Genomic DNA, 15445 nt, shown 5'->3' on the forward strand with positions numbered 1-15445 from the left:
GCGGCGCCAATTAAAGTTAAGACGCTACTTCCATTCGAAGATTTTCCACGAAGGAATCAGCATATCCGGCTGGTCGGAACGGATGTAATTGGCATCAGTACCATCAGCCCGCACCAGAAAGTACGGTTTGCCCCCTTTTGGGGTGACCTTGATGGCGTACAGGAAACCGTTTTGACGGTATTCCTGAATGGTTTTATCGCCTTCCGTGCGAATGGTTACATCTGGATCGGCGGTGACTGCTTCATCGGCTGCAAAGGTTACCAGCGGAGTGAATGCAAACAAACCGGTCAGCAACAGGCGATTGAGTGTACGCATGATAACCTTGTCCCTTTGTCGTCATTGGTCCGGACATTCTAGCGCCGGACTCGCCGAAAAGGTTGATCCTGCTCATGAGCCAAGCTCCCCTCGTCCTGGTGGACGGTTCTTCATATTTGTACCGCGCCTTTCACGCGCTTCCGCCGCTGACTACGTCCAAGGGTCTGCCGACAGGCGCCGTAAAGGGCGTGTTGAACATGCTCAAAAGCCTGCGCAAGCAGTATCCGGACAGCCCGTTCGCGGTGGTTTTCGATGCCAAGGGCGGGACATTTCGCGATGACATGTACGCCGAATACAAGGCCAATCGTCCGAGCATGCCCGATGACATGCGGGTGCAAATCGAGCCGTTGCACGCCAGTGTGATCGCGCTGGGCTTCCCTTTGCTGTGCGTTGAAGGCGTTGAAGCGGACGATGTCATCGGCACGCTGGCCCGCAGCAGCGCAGCAGCAGACCGACCAGTGGTTATCTCGACCGGTGACAAGGACATGGCCCAACTGGTTGATGGCCACATCACCCTGGTCAACACCATGACCGGCAGCGTGATGGACATCGAGGGCGTCAAAGAGAAATTTGGCGTCTCGCCCGAGCAAATCATCGATTACCTCGCACTGATGGGCGATTCGTCCGACAACATTCCAGGCGTTCCGGGGATTGGTCCAAAGACCGCGTCTGGCTTGCTGGTGGGTGTAGGCGGTGGCCTTTCTGATCTGTACGAAAAGCTCGATATCGTGCCGACCCTGCCCATTCGTGGCGCAAAAAACCTGCCCGCCAAACTCGAAGAACACCGGGAAATGGCATTTTTGTCGTATCAGCTGGCGACCATCAAGGTCGATGTGCCGCTGGATATCGGCCTGGAAGACTTGCACCTCAAGGCGCCGGACTGCGAAAAACTGATTGAGCTGTACACCGAGCTGGAATTCAAAAGCTGGATTGCCGATGTTGAGCGCGAGGCCAAGCGCGCCGGTCATGTGATCGTGCAGGAAGAGCTGCCCGCCTCAACGGATGAACAGCACTACGAGACCATTCTCGATCAGGCCCGTTTTGACGTATGGCTGAAGAAGCTCAACGATGCGAAATTGATTGCCTTTGACACCGAAACCACCGGTCTGGACGCCCAGCAAGCACAGCTGGTGGGGCTCTCGTTTGCAGTCAAGCCGGGCGAAGCTGCCTATATTCCGTTGACCCACTCCTATATGGGTGTGCCGGAGCAACTGGATCGCGACACCGTCCTGCGTGCCCTCAAACCGTTGCTGGAAGACCCGAGTAAAGCCAAGGTCGGGCAACACGCCAAGTACGACATGAATATCCTGGCCAACTGCGCCATCGGTGGCGATCAGGCGTGCGGGATCATGGTGCAGGGCGTTGCCTTCGACACCATGCTTGAGTCCTATGTGCTGGACTCCACAGGCAGCCGTCACGACATGGATAGCCTGGCCCTCAAGTACCTGGGGCACACCACCACCAGTTTTCAGGACATAGCCGGCAAAGGCGTCAAGCAGCTGACCTTTGACCAGATTTCCCTGGAGCAGGCAGGGCCGTATGCTGCCGAAGATGCCGACGTGACCTTGCGCCTGCACCATGTGCTGCACGAAAAACTGGCAGCGATTCCTAGCCTGAACAGCGTGCTGACAGACATCGAGATGCCGCTGGTGCCGGTGCTGGCGCGTATTGAACGCCAGGGCGCGCTGGTAGATGCCAACCTGCTGGGCATTCAAAGCGTTGAGCTGGGTGACAAGCTGGTTGCACTTGAGCGTGAGGCTTTTGCCATTGCCGGTGAGGAATTCAACCTGAGTTCACCTAAGCAACTGGGTGTGATTCTGTACGAAAAACTCGGTTTACCGATTATCAGCAAAACAGCCAAAGGCCAGCCTTCGACTGCCGAAGCCGTGCTGGCTGAACTGGCCGAGCAGGATTTCCCGTTGCCCAAGGTGCTGATGCAGTACCGCTCGATGAGCAAACTGAAAAGCACCTACACCGATCGGCTACCTGAGCAGATCAATCCGCGTACGGGGCGCATTCATACGTCCTACCACCAGGCTGTTACGGCGACCGGGCGTTTGTCTTCAAGTGATCCAAACTTGCAGAACATTCCGATTCGTACCGCCGAAGGTCGTCGGATTCGTCAGGCGTTCGTTGCTCCAAAAGGCTACAAACTGCTGGCGGCGGACTACTCGCAAATCGAACTGCGGATCATGGCTCATCTGGCCAAGGACGAAGGTTTGCTGCATGCCTTCCGCAACAATCTGGATGTGCACAGCGCTACGGCGGCCGAAGTTTTTGGGGTCGAGCTGGGTGATGTCACCACTGATCAGCGTCGCAGCGCCAAGGCAATCAACTTTGGCCTGATCTATGGCATGAGTGCCTTTGGCCTTGCCAAGCAGATCGGTGTCGATCGCAAACAGTCACAGGCCTATATCGACCGCTATTTCGCGCGGTATCCGGGGGTGCTGGATTACATGGAGCGCACGCGGACTCAGGCCGCCGAGCAAGGCTATGTCGAGACCATTTTTGGCCGTCGCCTGTACTTGCCGGAAATCAACGCGAAAAACCCTGCGCTGCGCAAAGGCGCCGAGCGTACGGCCATCAACGCCCCTATGCAGGGCACTGCAGCCGATATCATCAAAAAAGCGATGGTGGCTGTGGACAACTGGTTGAGTGCGTCCGGCCTTGATGCCCGCGTCATCCTGCAGGTACACGATGAATTGGTGCTTGAAGTGCGTGAAGACCTGGTGGATCAGGTGCGCGACGAAGTACGTGTGCACATGAGCGAAGCGGCGAAGCTGGATGTGCCACTGGTGGTTGAGGTGGGCGTGGGCAATAACTGGGATGAGGCGCACTAAAACTGCCGAGCCTGGGTAGTCGCTGCCGAGGCACGCAGGCTGCGAGCCCTTGATCTTTGTTGATCTTTAAGGGCTCGCAGCCTGTGTGCCTCGGCAGCGACTGCACGTTTTTACGGCTTGGCGCCTGGTCTGCAAGCGGGCTTATTCCAAATCGTTTTTAGCCTCCGGGAACTAAATCTGCCAATCACCACTCAGATTTATTGAATGGGTGGTGAAGCCCTTCAATGCTCCTAATGTTGTGTTAAGTGTTGGCAGATATCTGGACCCCGCCCTAGCGGTCCAGTACTTGAACCCCGGACCTCCTTCCCCCCATGCGAAGTCCGGGGTTTTTTTTGTCCGGCTTTTTTACTCGCCAGCCTCGACCAGCTCTTCGCCTTTGTTCGGCAGTTCCATCCAGCGTGCAAGGACGGTGTACGCCTCTTCCAGGCCCATGCGCTTAGGGGTGGAGAATAGCTGGATAGTGACTGCGTCGCCCCACTGCTTGCGAATATCCGACTGAATTTTGAGCAGCGTATTTTTTGCAGCGCCGTACGTCAGTTTGTCGGCTTTGGTCAGCAAAATATGCATCGGCATGCCGCTCGACACGGTCCAATCGAGCATCAACAGGTCGAAATCGGTCATTGGATGACGGATATCCATCATCAAAATCACACCCTTGAGGCTTTCGCGGCTGCCGAAATAAGCTTCAAGGTGACGCTGCCAGTGCAGCTTCAGCGGGATCGGTACCTTGGCGTAGCCGTAGCCGGGCAGGTCGACCAGGCGACGTTCTTCGTCCAGCTGGAAGAAGTTCAGCAACTGGGTGCGCCCTGGCGTTTTTGACGTACGCGCCAGGCTGGCGTGGGTCAAAGTGTTGAGTGCGCTGGACTTGCCGGCGTTTGAGCGGCCGGCAAACGCGACTTCGTAGCCTTCGTCATCGGGGCATTGATCGACTTTGGCAGCGCTGAGCATGAAGGTAGCCTGTTGGCACAGACCTAGAATGGGGTTCTTGAGTTGCATGGGATTTCCGATGTGAGCGGCGTCAGGAATGGACGCGGCGAGCGTGTCGTTTCCGTTTCAGTGACGCCAGTATATAATGCCGCAGATTTTGTGTGCGCTTTGTCCCAGCGTAGGATGAAGAACACGGGAGTGAAAAAACCAGGTTGCGCATTAGAACGCAGCAAGCTCCCAACCCTGAAAAGGTCGTTTTATGACGAAATGGCTGCTAGTTACCGGTGTCTTGAGGCCACGTTACAGCATTCAGGCTACACAGGATCCGGAAGCCGTGTACAACCGCGTTTGTATTGTCTGCCATGCTGGCCAGCAGTAAGGCCAAGGTTTGAGCAAGGTATGGAGGCGCTGGTGCAACACGTGACCCAGGGTTTCAAGGCGATGCCGCCGCGTGGTTTGTGCATGGACTGCAGTGTCGAGGATTACCGATCTGTCCTACAGTGGATAGGCGAGTGAGCCCGGCCCATAACTCTTTAACCCTTAGCCGTAGTTGGATTAGCTGATGAACAAATTACTCGTGAGTCTGCTGTTGACCTTGGGTGTCACCGGTATTGCCCAGGCTGCAGGCACCGCTGTTGTAGGCGATGCTGCTGCAGGTCAGGCAAAAACCGCTGTGTGTGGCGCTTGTCACGGTCCAGACGGCAATAGCATGGCCCCAAACTTCCCAAAACTGGCCGGGCAAGGTGATCGTTACCTGCTCAAGCAGTTGCATGAAATCAAGGACGGCAAGCGTCAGGTGCTGGAAATGACCGGCCTGCTGACAAACCTGAACGATCAGGACCTTGCCGATATCGCGGCGTACTACTCAAGCCAGAAAAACTCGGTTGGCGCTGCCGACCCGGCACTGGTTGCCCAGGGTGAAGCCCTGTTCCGCGGCGGCAACCTTGAGAAAGGCATGCCAGCATGCACCGGTTGCCACTCCCCGGATGGCCAGGGTAACGCGGCTGCAGGCTTCCCGCATCTGGGCGGTCAGCATGCAAGTTACATCGAGAAGCAACTGACAGACTTCCGTGAAGGCGATCGCACCAACGATGGTGACTCGATGATCATGCGCGGCATTGCGGCCAAGATGAGCAACAAGGACATCAAGGCGCTGGCCAGCTATATTCAGGGTCTGCACTAAGGCCGTTACGATCGCTGGAGACAGTCCTTGAAACGACTGGTCATCTTAACGATCGTTTAATCCTTGAATGTGAACCTCAAAGGGCAGCTTCGGCTGCCCTTTTTCATGGCGTCTACCGTTACACTATCGAACTCAAGTCAGCGCGGGCCTGTCTGAATACAGGTCACGTTGAAACGACCTTATCTGCCCAGGAGTAAAGCATGCGTAATCTGATTCTCAGCGCCGCTCTCGTCAGTGCCAGCCTTTTTGGCATGACCGCTCAAGCTGCCGAACCGCTTGAGGCGGGTAAACAATATGTAGAGCTGAGCAGCGCCGTTCCGGTTGCAGTGCCTGGCAAGATCGAAGTTGTCGAACTGTTCTGGTATGGCTGCCCGCATTGCTTTGCATTCGAGCCAACCATCAACCCTTGGGCTGAAAAGTTGCCGGCTGATGTGAACTTTGTACGTATCCCTGCCATGTTTGGCGGGATCTGGAATGTTCACGGTCAACTGTTCATCACCCTGGAAGCCATGGGTGTAGAAAACAAGGTTCACAAGGCTGTTTTCCAGGCGATCCATGACGGCAAAAAGCTGGCTACCCCGGAAGAAATGGCTGAGTTCCTGGCAGGCGAGGGCATCGATAAAGACAAGTTCCTGAGCACCTATAACTCGTTCGCCGTTAAGGGCAAGGTTGAGGATGCCAAGAAAAAGGCCCAGGCCTATCAGATCTCCGGTGTACCGACCATGGTCGTTAACGGCAAGTATCGCTTTGACCTGGGCACTGCCGGCGGTCCTGAGGGCGCATTGAGTGTTGCCGATCAGTTGATCGCCAAAGAGCGCGCGGCGAGCGCCAAGAACTAAGCGGCGCCCGCCCCCGTGCGTCGCTGGAAAAGCGAGCGAATCGTTGGTCTGCACGAACCGCAGATCAATGAGGACCATCTGGCAACCTGCGGGATGCCGGATGATCGGCGTCTGCGATTGCTCAGTTTCAATATCCAGGTCGGTAACAGCACTCAAGGTTACCGACACTACCTGACCCGCAGCTGGCAGCATGTGCTGCCACACAAGGGGCGGGCCGGTAATCTGGAGCGCATAGGCGACTTGCTGGGCGATTTCGATCTGGTTGCCCTGCAAGAGGCGGACGGTGGCAGCCACCGCTCCGGCTACGTCAATCAGGTCAAGTACCTGGCCCAACAGGGCGAATTCCCCTACTGGTATCAACAACTCAATCGCAATCTGGGTCGCCTGGCCCAGCACAGTAACGGGATGCTGAGTCGTCTGCGTCCTAGTGCAATTGAGGATCATCCCTTGCCCGGCCCTGCGGGTCGTGGCGCCATTCTGGTGCGTTTCGGTGATGGCCCAGATGCATTGGTGGTCGTGGTCATGCACCTGGCGCTGGGGACAAAAACCCGCACCCGACAGCTGGCTTACATTCGTGAGCTGATTGGCGGGTATCAGCATCAAGTGTTGATGGGCGACATGAATACCCATGCCAACGACCTGCTGCATACATCGCCTCTGCGCGACCTGGGGTTGCTGGCACCGCAAATGGAGGCCACTTTCCCCAGTTGGCGTCCACAACGCTGTCTTGATCATATTCTGCTCAGTCCCAGCCTGACCCTTGAGCGGGTGCAGGTGCTGGACCAGCCTATTTCAGACCACTTGCCTGTGGCGGTTGATATCCGTTTGCCAGGCTCGGTGGGTGTTGATTCACAGATTGCCTTGCGACCCACAGACAGTGGGCCCCTGGCATGAGTGACGAAGCTGCGCGCTGGAAAGAGAAATACCTTAAAAGTGTTGAGCAGCAAGACAAGCTGGAGCGTCGCTGGAATGCACGCCTCGACTTGCTGCGCCGTGGACTGGTACGCAGCACCCTGGCGGCAGAAGGCACTGATCGCACCGTCGATCAGTGCATGAAGGAAATGCGCGAAGTGGTGCGCACCAATGAGATGGACGCTGCCCTGGCCGCCTTGCTGCCTCGTCTGGAAAAGGCTGTCCTCGACTCTGAACAGCGTCGCGAAACCCGGGTTGAGCAAGTCGGTGTAGCGCTCAACACCCTGGTCACACAACTGCAAGCTTTGCCGTTGCCCCGTGAAGTCAGCAAACCGCTCAAGGCATTTGCCAAGCAGCTCGACAACCGGGTGGCCCATGCCCGTGAAATACCGCTGTTGCTTGACGAGCTAAGCCGCTTGCAGGGACAGGCTCTGGCGCAGCAAGACAATGGCGCAGAACCGCCCAGACCGGGCTTGTTGCAGCGGCTGTTCGGGGGGCACGACGCCGATAAAACCCAGGGCGAGCCCCCTGAACCTGCGCCGGCAGTTCCCGAGGTGCAGCCGGCACGTATCATGGCGCCCCCGGTTGTTGCCAAACCACTTGAAGCCTCTTCGCCAGAGGTGAAGCCGCGGCTGGCAGTTGAAGTGGCCTCTCCACACATCAACGCCCCGCAGCCCAAGACGGAGTCTTTGGCCGACGCCGAGCTCTTTTCGTCCCATGCACCCGAGCCGCAGGTTGTTGGTGAGCCTGAAGAGCCGGAGCCGGGCGGTGCGCTTGAGTCCGTTGTCGCGCAGGTCGACGCTGAAAATAATGTCCTCCACGTGCCGCCTGAGCCTTCCACCCTTGAAATGGCGGGCAGTCCCGAGTCGGTTGAGGGTGAGATTGACGCCGTCTATGCCCTGCCCGAAAGCCCCGAGCCGTCTTACAGTTCGGTGGCGGTGCATATCGAATCCACACTGCTCGGTCTGCTCAATGATCTATCCCTGCCCGAACATCACCGGCCGCAGGCCGAAGCCATGCGCAAGCGTCTCGAAAAGGGACTGAACTGGTACGAATTACTGCCGATTCTCGATGATCTTGCAGTCTTGATGCTAGCCATTACCGATAGCGGCCAGCATGAGTTTGAAGCGTATCTCAAGCAACTCAACGGGCGCCTTGAGTCGTTCCAGAACAACCTTCAGGCGGCCAGTGAAGGCCATGCCGAAGGACGGTCTGCCGCGGACGACCTGCACTCCCGGTTGCTTGAGCACGTTGATGGTTTGCAAAACAGCGTGCAAGACGCCGTTGACCTGAACAGCCTCAAGCACCTTCTGGAAAACCGCCTGGAAGGGTTGCTGGGCACGATGGATCAGTACCAGCAACAGCGAAATGCCCGTGAACAGGAGCTTTCAGCCCACCTGCAAGGGTTGGCCGAGCGCATAACCCACATGGAGCAGCAGGCCCAGGACTACCGCGAACACCTTGAGGAGCAGCGCCAGAAAGCATTGATAGACCCTCTGACCGGCCTGCCTAACAGGGCGGCATGGGGTGAGCGCCTGCAATTTGAAGTGGAGCAGTGGCAAGTTCATGGCAACCCGTTGCTGATTGCCATGCTCGACCTCGATCACTTCAAGCGTATCAATGATGGCTATGGCCACCTGGCTGGCGACAAGGTGCTCAAGATCATCACCGCACAGTTGCGCAAACACCTGCTTCCCAGCGATTTTGTTGCCCGTTTTGGTGGCGAAGAGTTCGTGCTGCTGATGCCCGGTACAACACTGGCTGACGGCCTGCAGCGGGCCGAAAGGCTTCGGGCGGCCATCGAGGCGTGTCCGTTCCATTTCAAGGGCGAGCCTGTGACTCTGACGGCCTCCATCGGTGTGTCGGCGTTCAAGGCGGGTGATCGCAGCGAGCACGTGATCAAGCGGGCAGATGAGGCGCTGTATCGGGTCAAGGCTAATGGGCGTAATGGCGTTGATCCGTGTCCATCAACTACTGACTTCATTCTTTAAATAAACACTGTCGATTGAAAGTATCTAAGCAAAGCGTGCTGGGAGTCGTAATAGCTTTCCAGCTGCCCAGTAGTACTTATCGGTTTTTAAACAGTATTGCTTAATGATGTTTGTTGATTCTTGACGTGCGAAGGGTGAGCGACTTATATGAAATAACAGGCTGTTTCAGGTTGCTCTAAGGGTGGCCGCAGCACTGTCATCTGTTTATAGGTCGGATGTTTATTGAGAGCGCCATGCCTGCGTGTTCAGGCTGTGTGGTGCCCTGCGCGACTCAAAAGGTAATATATGAAAACGTTAATTCCCTTGTTGTCCGCTCTTGTTTTACTGGTGGGCGCTATTGCGGTTAATGCGGCGGATAAAACTTCTCTGTATTCAGCGTATATCAACAAAGATGGAACCCTGGCAACGCAGTCGCCTTATTGGATTGACCGTATTGAATATTCCAGTCAGCCCGATTATGCAGCCAGTTATAAAGTAAAGTTGAGGCCCGGCAGCTTCCAAAAAGTGCCAAAGTTTTGTGTGGTGTCGGCCGATGATAAATCAAGTTATGAGCACACGCTTTATGGCATGGCAAAGTTGTCGGGTAAACCGACCCGTGAAGAGGTCAATGTGATCGGCCTGATGCTGGGGCTCGATGGGCCGTCGGGCGACTCATCGACAAGCTTTTATCTGGTGTGCGGTAAATAGCCGCTTTCCTCCTGCTCGTGCGCGAGCAGGGGGCTCGTTTCAACTCGCTGCCCTGGTACAGCTGCGCGACACTGGCAGTGAGGTATGCTTGATCATTAATTTTCAGCTGTGTTGTCTTTGCCCATGAAATTTTTAACGTTGATCTTGTCCATCGTTTTGCTGGCCGGGTGTGCCAGTGGCCCTCCCATGGACACCCGCCATCCGTCGGTCAACTACGACAGCCGCGTGCAGTTTGTGGTGCTTCATTACACCTCGACCTCTCTGGAGCGCTCTCTGGAGCTGTTGACCCATGGTCCTGTCAGCAGCCATTACCTGATAGGTGATACCCCGCCAACGATCTACAAGCTGGTGGACGAAAACCAGCGCGCCTGGCATGCCGGTGAAAGCCAATGGAAAGGCCGGACATGGTTGAACTCCAGCTCCATCGGCATTGAAATCGTCAACAAGGGTTTTCGTGACACCCCGCAAGGGCGGGTCTGGTATCCCTACACCGAAGGTCAGGTCCAGTCGCTTATTGCACTGCTCAAAGACATTTCGACACGCTACAAGATCGACCCTCGCAACATCATTGGCCACAGCGACATAGCCCCATTGCGCAAGCTGGACCCCGGGCCGCTTTTCCCCTGGAAGCGACTGGCCGAGGCAGGCTTTGGTATCTGGCCAAATGCTCAAGCCGTCGCCCGTGAGCAAGCCCTGTATGCCAGCAATGTGCCGAGCATTACCTGGTTTCAGCAGCAACTGGCGTTATTGGGCTACGAAACGCCGCAAACCGGGGAGCTGGATGTTGCGACTCGCCACGTGTTGTCCGCGTTTCAAATGCACTTCAGGCCTGCATTATTTGATGGCACGCCGGATGCTGAGAGTGCGGCAATCTTGAAAGTGTTGAATACGCAAAAGCACTGATAACCCGTGAGGGCTACAGTAGCGGTAGCGCCATGTAAAACTGCGTGCCTTGGCCGGGACGCGAGTACACACCGATGCGCCCGCCATGCAGTTGCACAATCTCTTTGCACAGCGCCAAACCAAGCCCGGCCCCGCCCTTTTTGCGACCCACCTGCACAAAGGGTTCAAAAATACGGCCTTGCTGGCTATAGGCAATACCTTCGCCATTGTCTTCGATACTGATGATTACCCGCTCACCATGGCGCCGGGCCTGAAGTCTGATCTGGCCACCACTGGGGGTATGGCGCAAGGCGTTGTCCAGCAGATTATCCAGCACACGTTCAAGCTGGACTTGATCGGCACTGAGCACAGGCAGAGGCTGTTGCAGTTCGACCAATAGCTCGATATTCCTCGCGGTGGCGGGTTCTGCGAAGCGTGCGCGTGCGTCTTCGAGCATCTGGCCGAGGTCACAGGGGGTCAGCGTCAGCTTTTGCATGCCGTTTTGATAACGAGAGAAGTTCAGCAGGTCATTGATTAGCTGCATCAGGCGCTGCATTTCTTCGTTTACGGTGTTGAGCAAATCGGTTTCGCGCGATTGCGGATCAAAGCGCGCGCGCTCCAGAAACAACCCGAACGCCATGTGCATGCCGGTGACGGGGGTACGCAGCTCATGGGACGCCCGCAGTACGAACTCGCTGCGTACACGCTCAAAAGCGCGTTGCTCGGTGACATCATGGAGCACCATGACCGCGCCAAGAATCGGACCTTTGGGTTGGCTGACCGGGGTCAGGCTATAGGTCAGCAGACGGTTCTCGCCCTCGATGTCGACACTCAAATCTTCCGGTAACCGTTCAAGGCTGCCACCTCGCAGCACCGTTTGCAGTTGCTGGTCGAGTTCGGGGCGTTGCAACGCTTCGCCCAGTGGCTGGCCCAGGCGGCTTTCGTCCCAGCCCAGTTGCCGCTGTGCCACCGGATTCAAATGCTCGAGTCGACCCTGCTGATCAATCATCAACAACCCGTCATCAATACTGTCGAGCACTGCCTGCAGCCGTTGCTGGCCCGCCAGCAGCTCGTCGATATTGGTTGCCTGATGTTGGCGCAAGGCTTCGGCCATCGTGCCGAAGCGCCGTGTCAGCAGGTTCATTTCAGTGGCCGAAGAGAGCGGCAGTACCACCTCAAAGTTACCTTTGCCAATATTGTCGGCGGCTTTGGCCAGCGCCTCGATGGGGGCACCAAAACGCCTGGCAATGCCGTGGGCGGTAACAAAGCCGATGATGAGCACCGCAAGGCCGACCAGGCCCAGCAGGGAAGCGATGATTATGGCGCGATCACGGGCGGCGGCCTGTGCGGCATAAATGGTATCCAGTGCTCGGCGGTGTTCGGTGATCAGGCCATTGCGCAACTGATTGAAGCGATTTGAAAGTTCGTTGTCAGTGCTCAGATTGAGTGACGCGCTATTGGCTTGATGGAACGCTTCCAAAAAACTGCCGTAATCTTTGCGTGCCTGAGCAAAGCCGCTGTGCAGATCGTTTTTGCGCTCATGCTCGATGCCCTCGTCGAGCAGGGCCAGATACTCCTGGCTAGAGGCTTGCAGCGCCTGCGGGTCTGGATTGTTGCGCAGCATCAGGATCAATTGATCACCCAGGGACTGCCGCAGCTTGAGCCCCAGATCCAGAGTGATGAAGTTGTTGCGTATCAGAGCCTCCTGGCTCTTGGCCATCTGCATCACGCTGACAACGCCAAGCAAAAGCCCGAGCAACGCCACTGTGATCAGTGCAGAGATGCTAAGGAACAGACGGGTACGCAGCTTGATCGCAAGTCTCATCGGATGCTCACAGGTTGTACTGCTTACGTTTGCGATAGAGCGTCGAGGCATCAATACCCAAGGTTTTTGCCGCCTGATCCAGAGTTTCGCTGGTAGCCAGAACGGCGCCGATATGGGCTTTTTCCAGTTGGTCCAGGCTTAATGCCGCACCAATGCGCGGGGCATTGGGTGTGGTCTGTTCGGCCATGCCCAAGTGGCTGACTTCGACCACTTCCTGGGGACAAATGATACTGGCGCGCTCAACCACGTTGCGCAACTCTCGAATATTACCCGGCCAGCGGTAGTTGGACAGCGCCAGGCGGGCTTCCTGGCTGAAGCCCCGGGCAGGTCGGGCGTATTCCTTGACGAAGCGGGCCAGAAAGCGATCGGCCAGGGTCAGGATATCTTCACTGCGCTCGCGTAACGGCGGCAGATGCAAGGTGATTACGTTCAGGCGATAGAGCAGGTCTTCACGAAAGCGACCATCACGCACCATGTCTTCAAGGTTGAGGTTGGTGGCGGCCAGAATCCTTACATCGGCGCGGCGGGTCACGGGGTCGCCCACGCGTTCGTATTCCTTGTCTTGAATAAAGCGCAGCAGTTTTGGCTGGAGTGTCAGTGGGAAGTCACCGATCTCATCCAGGAACAATGTACCGCCGTCAGCCTGGTTAACCCGGCCCAGTGTGCTTTCACTGGCACCGGTGAACGCTCCGCGGGTATGGCCGAACAGCTCGCTTTCCATCAACTCGGCCGTCAGGGACGGACAGTTAATAGTCACGCACGATTTTTTGGCCCGTTTGCTCCAGCCATGAATCGCCCGTGCCAACTCGCCCTTACCAGTGCCGGACTCACCGAGAATCAAGATGTTGGCATCAGTGCCAGCGACCTGACGTGCCGTTTCCAGTACCGCCATCATGGCTGGGCTGTGGGAGTCCAGGCCGTCCTTTGGCTTGCGCACTTCACCTTCCAGGGCTTCAAGACGGGCGGACAACTGGCGCACTTCCAACTGTTTGGCCGTCGCCAGACGCAACTGGTCAGGGCTGCACGGTTTGACCAGATAGTCCGCGGCACCGGCCTGAATCGCATCCACTGCGGTGTCGACCGCCGAGTGGGCGGTGACAATCACCACGCGCATCCATGGAGCTTGAATGCGCATCTGGGCCAACACATCCAGGCCGTTGTCTTCGCCCAGGCGCAAATCGAGGAAACACAGATCGAACACCTGACGTTGCAGGAGCGAGTCTGCCTGTGCCGCGCTGTTGGCGGTGGCAACGGTGTAACCCTCGTCTTCGAGGCAATAGCGGAATGTGCGCAGGATGGCAGATTCATCATCGACCAGCAGAATGCGGCCCTGGTGCTCTTTGGCTGATTCCATGTCCTGCGTTCCTTTATGAGTGATCTTGGTTAGTGTCGGAATAATCGGGCAAGTTGCATGATTTTTCAGGATTCATTCCGAGGCTAGCACTGAAGGCAGTCTGTTGCCCGGAGTAACTGACTGATTTTAAAGCTGAATAGGCTGAATATCAGGTCTTGATCGATCGTGGGAATTTACCCTCGTAGCATCTGACTCGCGGAGCGAGGCTGCGGGGTTTGCGTGGCAGCGGGATCGTGCATAACGCACGACGGGCATTGGGGCTATCGTGCAGGATGCGCGTAAAAGCGGCCTTTTAAAACAACTAAGTATTTGATTTATATAGGTTTTATATCGATTCGAAAACTGGCATGGCACCTGCAATTACCTTTGTATAGAGCGTCGCGGCTTGCGACTTATCCACACATTGACCACCGGGTGGCAGGAGTTTGAACATGAATCGTCAACAATTCTCCAACATGCGTGTTTCGTCATTGCATCTACAGCAGGGTTTGTTTGCCAGCCTTGCCTTGTCGGTGACATTGATCGGTGGTCAACAGTGGAGCCGATTGGAAGCCGCGCCGCAGCCCGTTGCGACCGTTCTGCACTCTGCCGCCCCACAGCAGCATTTCAAGGCTTACGGATCTGTGACTGACTCCGCTGGCCGTTACGAACTGGCGGCTTCGGACGAGACACAAATAGCCAACACTCAACCTGCACCGGAACGTTGGGTGTTTTGAGTGTTCACAACCTTGAGGCCCTGATCGGGCATCGAGCTATACCAGCGGCATCATCCTGTTTCGCACAGTAATAAGGAGAATCACCATGTTGAGTTGGGCAATTACCTTCCTGATTATCGCCATCATCGCTGCTGTTTTGGGCTTCGGTGGTATTGCGGGCACCGCGACCGGCATCGCCAAGATCCTCTTTGTCGTGTTCCTGGTCATGTTTGTGGTGTCCTTCATCTTTGGTCGTCGCGGTCGAGGCTAGGCATGTTCGCCCCATCCTTTAAGGAAGTGGTCGCTGTCCTGTTAATAACAGGCGGCGACCGAGGGGTATGAAACCGGTTACAGGCTTTAATGATGCCAAGGTTTTGCCTTGGTTTTTTTGTGCCTGAAGAAAATCATCCGGTATACGTAATGCCTTATCAGGGTTCATTTTTTTGAAAACAAATGTGGCCTGAACGGTGCTTCGAAACGTCGACCGTATATCGACAAATAGAAAAATAGCCCGGACTTATATCTGATTTGTGTTGTCGGATATTTCTTGGATATATGCGGCTTTATGCCACTCCCTTCTTGGCTAAAAAGACCTTGAAACAGCCGGTCTACGGCGCTTATGTCGTCTATTCTGTGGAATCGCAGGGGGGGCGATTTGAGGTCTTGTCGGACAAAACCCATGCCGATTCGGCATAGGGTAGGCGTTTACGGCATTAGACGGCCACCTCATGCATGGGAATAGTTGCGCCTTTTTTCGCCTGCCAAAGAGCCTTTCTGGCTCGGTTTGGGCGACCTTCTACGGGGGTGGCGGTTTCTGATTTTTGCGCTTTCGAGCGCTCTATTCTGAGCCTCTGCCCGAGTCCACTTGAAGTAAGGGTAATGACATGAAGAAGGCAAAACTTAGCCTCGCCTGGCAGATCCTGATTGGTCTGGTCCTCGGGATTGCAATCGGCGCGCTGCTCAACCATTTCAGTGCTGAAAAGGCCTGGTGGATC

Annotated in this window: 14 protein-coding genes and 1 pseudogene; 11 read left to right on the plus strand and 4 right to left on the minus strand. The window is 56.2% G+C overall.

Annotated elements, in window-relative coordinates; all coding sequences use genetic code 11:
• Positions 1-24: 24 nt before the first annotated feature.
• Positions 25-315: a DUF2782 domain-containing protein gene (locus tag KO536_RS12430; RefSeq protein WP_019828138.1), complete on the minus strand. Its 291-nt coding sequence runs from the start codon at positions 313-315 to the stop codon at positions 25-27.
• 74 nt (positions 316-389) lie between these two features.
• Between KO536_RS12430 and polA the strand changes: the two genes are divergently transcribed.
• Positions 390-3155, plus strand: a complete 2766-nt coding sequence (gene polA, locus KO536_RS12435) for a DNA polymerase I (protein ID WP_219262032.1) — start codon at positions 390-392, stop codon at positions 3153-3155.
• A 345-nt stretch (positions 3156-3500) separates the two neighbouring features.
• Here the strand turns inward: polA and yihA are convergent, their stop codons facing one another.
• Positions 3501-4151: a ribosome biogenesis GTP-binding protein YihA/YsxC gene (gene yihA / locus KO536_RS12440; RefSeq protein WP_019828135.1), complete on the minus strand. Its 651-nt coding sequence runs from the start codon at positions 4149-4151 to the stop codon at positions 3501-3503.
• A gap of 190 nt (positions 4152-4341) precedes the next feature.
• Here yihA and KO536_RS24300 point away from each other — a divergent pair.
• From KO536_RS24300 to KO536_RS12475, 7 genes and pseudogenes are all read left to right on the plus strand, one after another.
• Positions 4342-4598, plus strand: a pseudogene (locus KO536_RS24300) (cytochrome c5 family protein).
• Between the two features lie 46 nt (positions 4599-4644).
• On the plus strand, positions 4645-5265 hold the full coding sequence (locus tag KO536_RS12450) for a cytochrome c (RefSeq protein WP_133075102.1): 621 nt from the start codon (positions 4645-4647) through the stop codon (positions 5263-5265).
• Positions 5266-5465: 200 nt separating this feature from the next.
• The gene (locus KO536_RS12455) at positions 5466-6104 is read left to right on the plus strand and encodes a thiol:disulfide interchange protein DsbA/DsbL (RefSeq protein WP_133075103.1); all 639 of its coding nucleotides are present in this window, start codon (positions 5466-5468) and stop codon (positions 6102-6104) included.
• 15 nt (positions 6105-6119) lie between these two features.
• Complete coding sequence (locus KO536_RS12460; RefSeq protein ID WP_133075104.1) at positions 6120-6998, plus strand: endonuclease/exonuclease/phosphatase family protein; 879 nt, start codon at positions 6120-6122, stop codon at positions 6996-6998.
• On the plus strand, positions 6995-9007 hold the full coding sequence (locus KO536_RS12465) for a GGDEF domain-containing protein (RefSeq protein WP_219262034.1): 2013 nt from the start codon (positions 6995-6997) through the stop codon (positions 9005-9007). Before KO536_RS12460 ends, KO536_RS12465 begins: the two co-directional genes overlap by 4 nt.
• A gap of 285 nt (positions 9008-9292) precedes the next feature.
• Entirely contained in the window at positions 9293-9694 is a 402-nt protein-coding gene (locus tag KO536_RS12470; RefSeq protein WP_219262035.1) for a hypothetical protein, read from the plus strand.
• 123 nt (positions 9695-9817) lie between these two features.
• A complete protein-coding gene (locus KO536_RS12475; RefSeq protein ID WP_133075107.1) occupies positions 9818-10597 on the plus strand; it encodes an N-acetylmuramoyl-L-alanine amidase in 780 nt (259 codons plus the stop codon).
• A 13-nt stretch (positions 10598-10610) separates the two neighbouring features.
• Here the strand turns inward: KO536_RS12475 and KO536_RS12480 are convergent, their stop codons facing one another.
• Together KO536_RS12480 and algB are read right to left on the minus strand one after the other, a co-directional pair.
• The gene (locus tag KO536_RS12480) at positions 10611-12401 is read right to left on the minus strand and encodes a KinB sensor domain-containing domain (RefSeq protein WP_219262036.1); all 1791 of its coding nucleotides are present in this window, start codon (positions 12399-12401) and stop codon (positions 10611-10613) included.
• A gap of 7 nt (positions 12402-12408) precedes the next feature.
• Positions 12409-13755, minus strand: coding sequence for a sigma-54-dependent response regulator transcription factor AlgB (algB, locus tag KO536_RS12485; RefSeq protein ID WP_133075109.1), 1347 nt, complete (start codon positions 13753-13755; stop codon positions 12409-12411).
• A gap of 431 nt (positions 13756-14186) precedes the next feature.
• Between algB and KO536_RS12490 the strand changes: the two genes are divergently transcribed.
• From KO536_RS12490 to KO536_RS24305, 3 genes are all read left to right on the plus strand, one after another.
• The gene (locus KO536_RS12490; protein ID WP_133075110.1) at positions 14187-14471 is read left to right on the plus strand and encodes a hypothetical protein; all 285 of its coding nucleotides are present in this window, start codon (positions 14187-14189) and stop codon (positions 14469-14471) included.
• Between the two features lie 85 nt (positions 14472-14556).
• The gene (locus tag KO536_RS12495; protein ID WP_019828122.1) at positions 14557-14721 is read left to right on the plus strand and encodes a DUF1328 domain-containing protein; all 165 of its coding nucleotides are present in this window, start codon (positions 14557-14559) and stop codon (positions 14719-14721) included.
• Between the two features lie 613 nt (positions 14722-15334).
• The coding region (locus tag KO536_RS24305; RefSeq protein ID WP_257622907.1) for a hypothetical protein at positions 15335-15445 on the plus strand (111 nt) is incomplete at its 3' end.

The organism is Pseudomonas sp. NKUCC02_KPG, assembly GCF_019345465.1.
Lineage (GTDB): Bacteria > Pseudomonadota > Gammaproteobacteria > Pseudomonadales > Pseudomonadaceae > Aquipseudomonas.

Excerpts from the sequence above, each read along its gene's own strand:
- KO536_RS12480 (WP_219262036.1), bottom strand. The coding sequence starts at position 12,401 with ATGAGACTTGCGATCAAGCTGCGTACCCGTCTGTTCCTTAGCATCTCT.
- KO536_RS12430 (WP_019828138.1), bottom strand. The coding sequence starts at position 315 with ATGCGTACACTCAATCGCCTGTTGCTGACCGGTTTGTTTGCATTCACT.
- KO536_RS12450 (WP_133075102.1), top strand. The coding sequence starts at position 4,645 with ATGAACAAATTACTCGTGAGTCTGCTGTTGACCTTGGGTGTCACCGGT.
- KO536_RS12475 (WP_133075107.1), top strand. The coding sequence starts at position 9,818 with ATGAAATTTTTAACGTTGATCTTGTCCATCGTTTTGCTGGCCGGGTGT.
- polA (WP_219262032.1), top strand. The coding sequence starts at position 390 with ATGAGCCAAGCTCCCCTCGTCCTGGTGGACGGTTCTTCATATTTGTAC.
- KO536_RS12490 (WP_133075110.1), top strand. The coding sequence starts at position 14,187 with ATGAATCGTCAACAATTCTCCAACATGCGTGTTTCGTCATTGCATCTA.
- KO536_RS12470 (WP_219262035.1), top strand. The coding sequence starts at position 9,293 with ATGAAAACGTTAATTCCCTTGTTGTCCGCTCTTGTTTTACTGGTGGGC.
- yihA (WP_019828135.1), bottom strand. The coding sequence starts at position 4,151 with ATGCAACTCAAGAACCCCATTCTAGGTCTGTGCCAACAGGCTACCTTC.
- algB (WP_133075109.1), bottom strand. The coding sequence starts at position 13,755 with ATGGAATCAGCCAAAGAGCACCAGGGCCGCATTCTGCTGGTCGATGAT.
- KO536_RS12495 (WP_019828122.1), top strand. The coding sequence starts at position 14,557 with ATGTTGAGTTGGGCAATTACCTTCCTGATTATCGCCATCATCGCTGCT.
- KO536_RS12455 (WP_133075103.1), top strand. The coding sequence starts at position 5,466 with ATGCGTAATCTGATTCTCAGCGCCGCTCTCGTCAGTGCCAGCCTTTTT.
- KO536_RS12465 (WP_219262034.1), top strand. The coding sequence starts at position 6,995 with ATGAGTGACGAAGCTGCGCGCTGGAAAGAGAAATACCTTAAAAGTGTT.